The following is a 7285-nucleotide window of genomic DNA, read 5'->3' on the forward strand; positions in this document are numbered from 1 at the left end:
GGACTACACGCTGGTGAATGCTTTCGCCAGCTACCAGGCGACGGACAATTTGAAGATTGATTTCCGCGCCGACAATCTGTTCGATGTAAAATACGCCAACCCGCTCAACCTGACCACGGCCGGCCAGCCGCCGCAGCCGGTTTTCGCGGCCTACGAGCCCGGCGTCACCCTGAAGCTGGCGGCGACGATGCGATTTGGAGGCTGATGACCATGACGAGCTTGATGACATCCCTTCGTCTGCTGACCTCGATGCTGGCGATGTCGCTTGCGATGGTTCCGGCGTGGGCACAAGAGTCCGCGCCGGTCCCTGCGCTGACCCTTGAACTCAACGGTGCGCAACCTTCCGACAAGGGTTGCCGCCTGACGTTCGTGGTCAACAACAATCTCGGCGCCGACCTGTCCAAGGCGGCGTTCGAGATCGCCCTGTTCAACGAGGCCGGCGTCGTCGACCGGCTGACCGTGCTCGACTTCAAGGAATTGCCGGCAGGCAAGACCAAGGTGACGCGTTTCGATCTGGCCGGCACCGAGTGCTCGAAAGTCAGCCGCGTGCTGATCAACAGCGCGACCGAATGCACCGGTGCCGGCGTCGAACCGAACGCCTGCATGCGAAAGCTGAAGACGGACACCAAGACCGGGATCGCTTTCGGAGTCTGAGGTGGGGCTGCATCATGCATTCCCGCGAAACACCGTAGTGCAGCCTCTGGCCGGCGATAGCAGACTGCCGGCGAACGATCTTGATTTGACAACTCTGCTCTTGTCGCTGCAGGTCTCGCGGCGAGACATGCAGGACATCAATCCCCTCCCCGAGGCCGGCGCCGAGCTGACCATAGAGCCAAGCGAGCCGCTCGCGCTGCCGCGGCCATCGGCCTGGAGCCGCAAATGGACGGCGGCGATCGTCGTCTCCTGCCTGCTCCATGTCGCGGTGGCGGCGGCCTTTCTGATCTCCCCTACGGGGATTTCCAGTTTCCAGGACGCCGAGCAGCCGGAAGGTAGTGAACAGTCGGGCAGCAACGTGGCCGGCAGCGCGCTGGACAAGGACCCGGCGGCAATAAACGTTGCACTGGTGCCCAGCCCGCAACCGGCCAAACCACAGCCGGCAACGCCGCCCAAGCCGTCGCCGCCAACGGAGCCTTCGCAACCCGTGAAGGACGCAGCAAAGCCGCTCAAGCCTTTGCCGGAAGCTGTCAAACAGCAGACGCTGACGCCCGACATATTGGTGGCCGGCGCCCCGCGCTCCGATGATCAGACCGTGGATAGGAAGGCCGAAACACCAGCGGAGCCAACCGTTCAGGCCGAGAGCACGGAAGCGCCTGTCGCCGTTCCGGAGCGGCCTCCGATCCCTAGAGCCAGGCCAACTCCGGCAGCTGCCCCTTCAGAGATGGCGGATGAGAAGCGCGGCACGGCGTATGGCGAGGACCGGTCGGCGCAAGCAGCCAGCAAGGGCAAAAGGCAAAAAGAGGCAGGCACGGCCGCGGAAGACAACTACCGCGGCGATGTTTTTAGAAAGCTCGGCAGCGTCAATCGCACCCTCCCGCCTTCCCTACAGCTGGCGGCACGCAACAATGCGGTTGTCACATTCGTCATAGGCAGGAAGGGCAACATAAACGAGTTGCGCATTCTGGAAACCTCAGGATCGGCGGCTTTCGATCAGGCAGCGCTTGGCATTGTCCGCAAGGCAGCCCCCTTCCCTCCGATTCCACCGCAGGCAGCAAGCGCAAATTTGGAGTTCGAGACCGAAATCGGCCCATTTTGAATGTGCGCAGAACAAACGCTGCAGCCGCCAATCATCAACATCCGCACGAAAGGAACCGCAATGTACATCGCAATGAACCGCTTCAAGGTGCAGACCGGCTCGGAGAACGACTTCGAAGCCGTCTGGAAGAACCGCGACTCCAGCCTTGCTGAGATGAAGGGGTTTAGGGAATTCCATCTGCTGCGTGGCCCGGTCAACGAGACCGAAGGCTACACGCTTTTCGCGTCGCACACGGTGTGGGCCAGCCACGACGATTTTATCGCCTGGACCAAGTCCGAGAATTTCCGCGCCGCCCACAGGAATGTCGGCACGACAAAGGTCCACTATCTCGGCCACCCCCAGTTCGAGGGTTTTTCGGTCGTCGAAGGCGCGTAATGCATGTCGTCCAAAAGTGGTCCCGGTTTTGGGACAACGACATGCATAGAAGCAAAAGTTGACCGGGGTCAGGCCCCGGCCAGCAAGCTCGCATTGCCGCCCGCAGCGGTGGTGTCGACGCAGACCGCGCGCTCATGCGCATAAGCCGCCGGGTTGAGCACCTCGGTGACCAGCGGCACGATTGGGCCGGAGCGGTCGGCGATGACCTTGCGCACGATGCGCGCGGCCTCGGACGTGCCTGAAAAAGCGACGACGTCGACGCGTAGCGCGCGCGCCTCGACCGGATCCGGCCGGCCGTCGATGGCGGCCAGCGGCAGGCCCTTGCCGGTCAACGCGGAAAGGGCTGCCGGTGCACCCGGCGCAACGGCCAGCACGGCATTGCCGGCGGCGAGCGCCTGGATCGTCTGCGCCAGCAGCGTATCACCATCGGGACCGAGGCACAGCACCCGTCCGCGTGGCGACAGCGAGAGCGTGTTGGCCTCGCCGGTCGGCCCGGGCAGGTCGATCTGGCCGAAATCGATGCCGGCGGCGGCACCTATGGCCGCAGCACCCTTGCCGCGCAGATGCTTCCTCAGAATGGCGATCCGGTCCGGACGGGTCGACCAGCCGCCAAGTGTGGGATCGGGCAGATTGTCGGCAAGTTCGGTCGCCGTCACCTTATGGCCATCCTGCAAATCGGTGCCAGCCTCGGGCCCCTTGCGGAAGCGGCGGAGGTAGTGCGGGCCGCCGGCCTTCGGTCCGGTGCCTGAAAGCCCCTCGCCGCCAAACGGCTGCGAACCGACGACGGCGCCGATCTGGTTGCGGTTGACATAGATGTTGCCGGCATGGATGCCGTCGACGAAATGCTGCACGCGGCCCTCGATGCGGGTGTGCAGGCCGAAGGTCAGGCCATAGCCCTTGCGGTTGATGGCGGCTATGACCGCGTCGATCTCGTCGGCGTCGAAACTGGCGACATGCAGCACCGGCCCGAACACCTCGCGCTCCATGTCCTCGATACCCTTGACGCGGAAGACATGCGGCGCGACGAAGCGGCCCTCCTTGGGTGCCTCTAGCTTGGCGATCAGCCGGCCCTGCAGGCCCATCTTCGTGCAGTACTCGCGGATCGAAGCCTGTGCCTCGTCATCGATGACCGGGCCGACATCGGTCGAAATCCGCCAGGGATCACCGATGCTGAGCGCCTCCATGGCGCCCTTCAGCATCTCCAGCATCTTCTTCTCGACGTCCTTCTGCACGTAGAGCACGCGCAGCGCCGAGCAGCGCTGGCCGGCACTCTGGAAGGCCGATGCCAGGATGTCGCGCACCGCCTGTTCGGGCAACGCGGTGGAATCGACGATCATCGCGTTGAGGCCGCCGGTCTCGGCGATCAGCATGGCGTCGGGCGCGGCGGTCTCGGCCAGTTGCTTTTCGATCAGTTTGGCAACCTCGGTCGAGCCGGTGAAGCAAACGCCGGCAATGCGCGGGTCAGCGTTCAGCGGGCCACCGACCGACGGGCCGTCGCCGGGCAGAAGCTGGATGACGTCTTCCGGCACACCGGCCTCGCGCAGCAGTTCGACGGCACGGAAGGCGATCAGCGGCGTCTGCTCGGCCGGCTTGGCGATGACCGAATTGCCGGTGACGAGTGCGGCGGCTATCTGACCGGTGAAGATGGCGAGCGGGAAGTTCCACGGTGAAATGCACACGATGGCGCCCCGCGCTTGCGTGCCCGCCTCGGCATTGACCGCCTCGGTGGCGTAGTAGCGCAGGAAGTCGACGGCCTCGCGCACTTCGGCAACGCCGTCGGCCAGCGATTTGCCGGCCTCGCGGGTGGCGAGTGCGAAGAACTCGATGGCATTCGTCTCGTAGAGATCGGCGGCGCGGTTGAGGATCGCTGCGCGCTCGGCGACAGGACGTTTCGCCCAGGCCGGCTGCGCCTCCACCGCAAAGCGCACGGCGGTCGCGACCTGCTTGGCAGCGGCTTCGCTGACCGTGCCGACCACTTCGGAAGGCTTGGCCGGATTGACGATCGGACGCTGCTTGCCGTAGCCGGCGGCCCGCGTGATCGGCTTGGCATGCCAACGATCCGGCCCGGCGAAGGCCGCCCTGGCCTTGTCGATCGCCGCCAGCGTCACCGTGTCGGTGATGTCGAATCCTTTCGAATTGCGACGCCCGGCTCCAAAGATCTGGGAAGGCCGGGCAATCGCCGGATTGGCGGCCGGACCCTGGCTTTCGATCGTTTCGAGCGGATCGCGCGCAATGTCCTCCGGCTCGACATCCTCATCAGTCAGCTGGTGCACGAAGGAGGAGTTGGCGCCGTTCTCCAGCAGCCGGCGGACCAGATAGGCCAGCAGATCGGAATGCGCACCGACCGGTGCATAGATGCGGCAGCGTGTGCCTTCGGACCGTCGCACCGTCTCGTGCAGCGCCTCGCCCATGCCGTGCAGGCGCTGGAACTCGAAGGCGTCGCGATTGTCAGCCATCGACAGGATGGCGGCGACCGTATGCGCGTTGTGAGTGGCGAATTGCGGATAGATGCGGTCGGTCATGCCAAGCAGCTTCTTCGCGCAAGCCATGTAGGAAACGTCGGTGTTGGTCTTGCGGGTGAAGACGGGATAGCCCGTGAGTCCGAGCGTTTGCGCCCGCTTGATCTCGGTGTCCCAATAGGCGCCCTTGACCAGCCGCACCATGATGTTGCGATCGTATTTCTTCGCCAGCGCATAGAGCCAATCGATGGCGAAGGCCGCGCGTGGCCCATACGCTTGCACCACCACACCAAAGCCGTTCCAGCCGGCGAGTTCCGGCTCGGCCAGCACCCGCTCGATGACGTCGAGCGACAGATCGAGGCGATCGGCCTCCTCGGCATCGATGTTGAGACCCATGCGCGAATGGCGCGCGGCCAACGCCAGCGACAAGAGTCGGTCTGCCATCACAGGCAGCATCTCGTCCTTCTGCGCCACCTCGTAGCGCGGATGCAGCGCCGAAAGCTTGACCGAGATGCCGTGGTTCTGCCTGATGTCAGGACCGTTGGAGCCGGAATCGAGCGACGAAATCGCGTCGGCATAGGCCTTGAGATAGCGCAAGGCGTCGGCCTCGGTGCGGGCCGCTTCGCCCAGCATGTCGAAGGAATAGAGATAGCCCTTCTGGGTCATCGGCCGGCCGCGCTTGACGGCTTCCGTGATGGTGCGGCCGAGCACGAACTGCTCACCCATCTCGCGCATGGCGGCGGCCACCGCCTTGCGGATGACCGGCTCGCCAAGCCGCCGGACCATCGAGCGCAGCGTGCCCTCGATGCCGCCCTCGCCCTCATCGAGGACGCGGCCGGTCAGCATCAGCGCCCAGGTCGAGGCGTTGACGAAGATGGAGCTCGAACCGCCCGAATGCGCCGACCAGTCGTGCGGCGCGATCTTGTCGGCGATGAGGTCGTCCATCGTCTCGGTATCGGGCACGCGCAGCAGCGCCTCGGCCAGGCACATCAGCGCGACGCCTTCCTTGGTGGAGAGACCGTAAGCGGAGAGGAAGACTTCCATCAGCCTTGGATCGGACGAGCCACGCACCGCGCGCACCAGATCGGCGGCGCGAGCCGAGATCGCCTTGCGGTCTTTCCCGGAGAGCCCCGTCGCCTCGGCAAGCCGCTTCACGGCCTCGTCTTCGTCGGGCAGGTAGTTGGCGCGGATCTGCTGGCGGATGGCATCGAGCGCTGGCATGGCGGTCCCGTGGATCGAGCAAAGGGGATCGGGCCGGCGGTCACCGGACCGAATGGCGCAAGCTAGCACAAGTGCGAAATTTCGACCGGTCCAAAGAAATCGACATTACAGGTCATTCGATCTATCTTAGTGGCCTAGAATTGACATATGGACTGCATTTTCGATGACAGAAGACCAATTGGACCGCATCGACAGGAACATCCTGTCGGCGCTGGCAAGCGATGGCCGGCTTTCCATGTCCGAACTGGCTGCAAAGGTCGGCCTGTCGAAGACGCCGGTGCAGGCGCGGGTGAAGCGGATGGAAAAGGACGGCTACATCCGAGGCTACCAGGCGATCATCGACCGCGAGCGCATGGGCGAAGGCCATGTCGCTTTCGTCCAGGTGAAATTGTCCGACACCAGATCCGCCGCGCTCGACGCCTTCAACCGATCCGTACAGGCTGTGCCGGAGATCGAGCAGTGCCACATGATGGCGTCGAGCTTCGACTATCTGCTGAAAGTCCGCACCAGGGACATCGCCGCCTATCGGCGCGTCCTCGGCGAGCGCATCTCGGCCCTCCCCCACGTCGCCCAGACCTCGACCTTCGTGGCGATGGAGACGGTGAAGGATCGATGATCTAATCCGAAAGTGTCTTCAAAAACGCCACCAGCGCGGCACGCTCTCGGTCTGAAAGCTCCAACGGGTGAACCTCTGATACCCCTTCGACGCTGGGGGCAGCCTTGGCGTAGTGCGCCACGACCTCGTCGAGCGACGAAAACTGCCCGGCATGCATATAGGGCGGCCGCGTTGCCGCTCCGCGCAGCGATGGCGTCTTGTAGGCGCGAACGAGTTCGGGCGCATCCTTGACCATGAAGCGCAACTCGCCGCAGGCGTTGGCGTCGCCATCGCGATAAGCGCCGAAGCAGTTGAACGGGTCGGCCTCGACTTGGTGCACGGCCTCGATACGGCCGCGATCCGGCGGCAGGCCCGCAACGGATGGCACGCCGGTGTTGTGGAAGCTGTTGTCGGTGAAGCGCGAGCCGTTGTGACAGGTCACGCAATTGGCCTTGCCGATGAACAGTTTAAGCCCAAGGATTTCTTGTTTGGAAAAGACAGCATCGCCCTTCGGCTCGGCACCGGTGGCGAGGTCCAGCGCAAAGCGGTCGAAGCGCGTTGGCGCCGGCGCGATCGAGCGTTCGAAGGCGGCAATCGCCTTGCCTAGATTGGCAAAGACGCCGTTGATAGCGTCACGCTGCGGGCCGCTCATGGCATTCCAGGCCGCCCTCTCGACATCGTTTCCAAGCGGGCTGGCATCCAACGGCATGCCGGAAAAATCAGGCAGCGGCCCGAAGATGCGCTCATAGCGTTCGCCGAAGCGCGCCTTGATGTAATGCGCGTAGGCGGTGCGGTTTCCCGCCTGCTCCAGCGGGTTTTCGAGCGGCGTCAGCGCTTGCGCCCACAGGCTGTCGCGGCGGCCATCCCAGAAGAACCAGGGAT

The 7285-nt window shown here is 64.3% G+C and carries 7 protein-coding genes; 5 read left to right on the plus strand and 2 right to left on the minus strand.

Going from position 1 to position 7285, the window contains the following annotated elements:
• The 4 genes from EOD15_RS24505 to EOD15_RS24520 all read left to right on the plus strand — a co-directional run.
• Positions 1-205, plus strand: a 205-nt coding sequence (locus tag EOD15_RS24505; protein WP_127408913.1) for a TonB-dependent receptor, incomplete at its 5' end; no start/stop codon positions are given.
• A 5-nt stretch (positions 206-210) separates the two neighbouring features.
• Positions 211-654, plus strand: coding sequence for a hypothetical protein (locus tag EOD15_RS24510; protein ID WP_127408916.1), 444 nt, complete (start codon positions 211-213; stop codon positions 652-654).
• Position 655: 1 nt separating this feature from the next.
• Positions 656-1753, plus strand: coding sequence for a TonB family protein (locus tag EOD15_RS24515; RefSeq protein ID WP_245463757.1), 1098 nt, complete (start codon positions 656-658; stop codon positions 1751-1753).
• 60 nt (positions 1754-1813) lie between these two features.
• Positions 1814-2128: an antibiotic biosynthesis monooxygenase gene (locus EOD15_RS24520; protein WP_027039045.1), complete on the plus strand. Its 315-nt coding sequence runs from the start codon at positions 1814-1816 to the stop codon at positions 2126-2128.
• 68 nt (positions 2129-2196) lie between these two features.
• On the opposite strand, the gene putA is transcribed toward EOD15_RS24520, so the two are convergent.
• Positions 2197-5808, minus strand: coding sequence for a bifunctional proline dehydrogenase/L-glutamate gamma-semialdehyde dehydrogenase PutA (gene putA, locus EOD15_RS24525; RefSeq protein ID WP_127408914.1), 3612 nt, complete (start codon positions 5806-5808; stop codon positions 2197-2199).
• 163 nt (positions 5809-5971) lie between these two features.
• On the opposite strand from putA, the gene EOD15_RS24530 reads away from it, so the two are divergent.
• Positions 5972-6424: an Lrp/AsnC ligand binding domain-containing protein gene (locus tag EOD15_RS24530; RefSeq protein ID WP_127322599.1), complete on the plus strand. Its 453-nt coding sequence runs from the start codon at positions 5972-5974 to the stop codon at positions 6422-6424.
• A gap of 1 nt (position 6425) precedes the next feature.
• Here the strand turns inward: EOD15_RS24530 and EOD15_RS24535 are convergent.
• A partial coding sequence (locus tag EOD15_RS24535; RefSeq protein ID WP_127408915.1) for a cytochrome c peroxidase occupies positions 6426-7285 on the minus strand: 860 nt, incomplete at its 5' end.

The sequence above is a fragment of the Mesorhizobium sp. M7A.T.Ca.US.000.02.2.1 genome (genome assembly GCF_003996995.1).
In the GTDB taxonomy this organism is placed as follows: domain Bacteria; phylum Pseudomonadota; class Alphaproteobacteria; order Rhizobiales; family Rhizobiaceae; genus Mesorhizobium.

Excerpts from the sequence above, each read along its gene's own strand:
- EOD15_RS24530 (WP_127322599.1), top strand. The coding sequence starts at position 5,972 with ATGACAGAAGACCAATTGGACCGCATCGACAGGAACATCCTGTCGGCG.
- EOD15_RS24520 (WP_027039045.1), top strand. The coding sequence starts at position 1,814 with ATGTACATCGCAATGAACCGCTTCAAGGTGCAGACCGGCTCGGAGAAC.
- EOD15_RS24510 (WP_127408916.1), top strand. The coding sequence starts at position 211 with ATGACGAGCTTGATGACATCCCTTCGTCTGCTGACCTCGATGCTGGCG.
- putA (WP_127408914.1), bottom strand. The coding sequence starts at position 5,808 with ATGCCAGCGCTCGATGCCATCCGCCAGCAGATCCGCGCCAACTACCTG.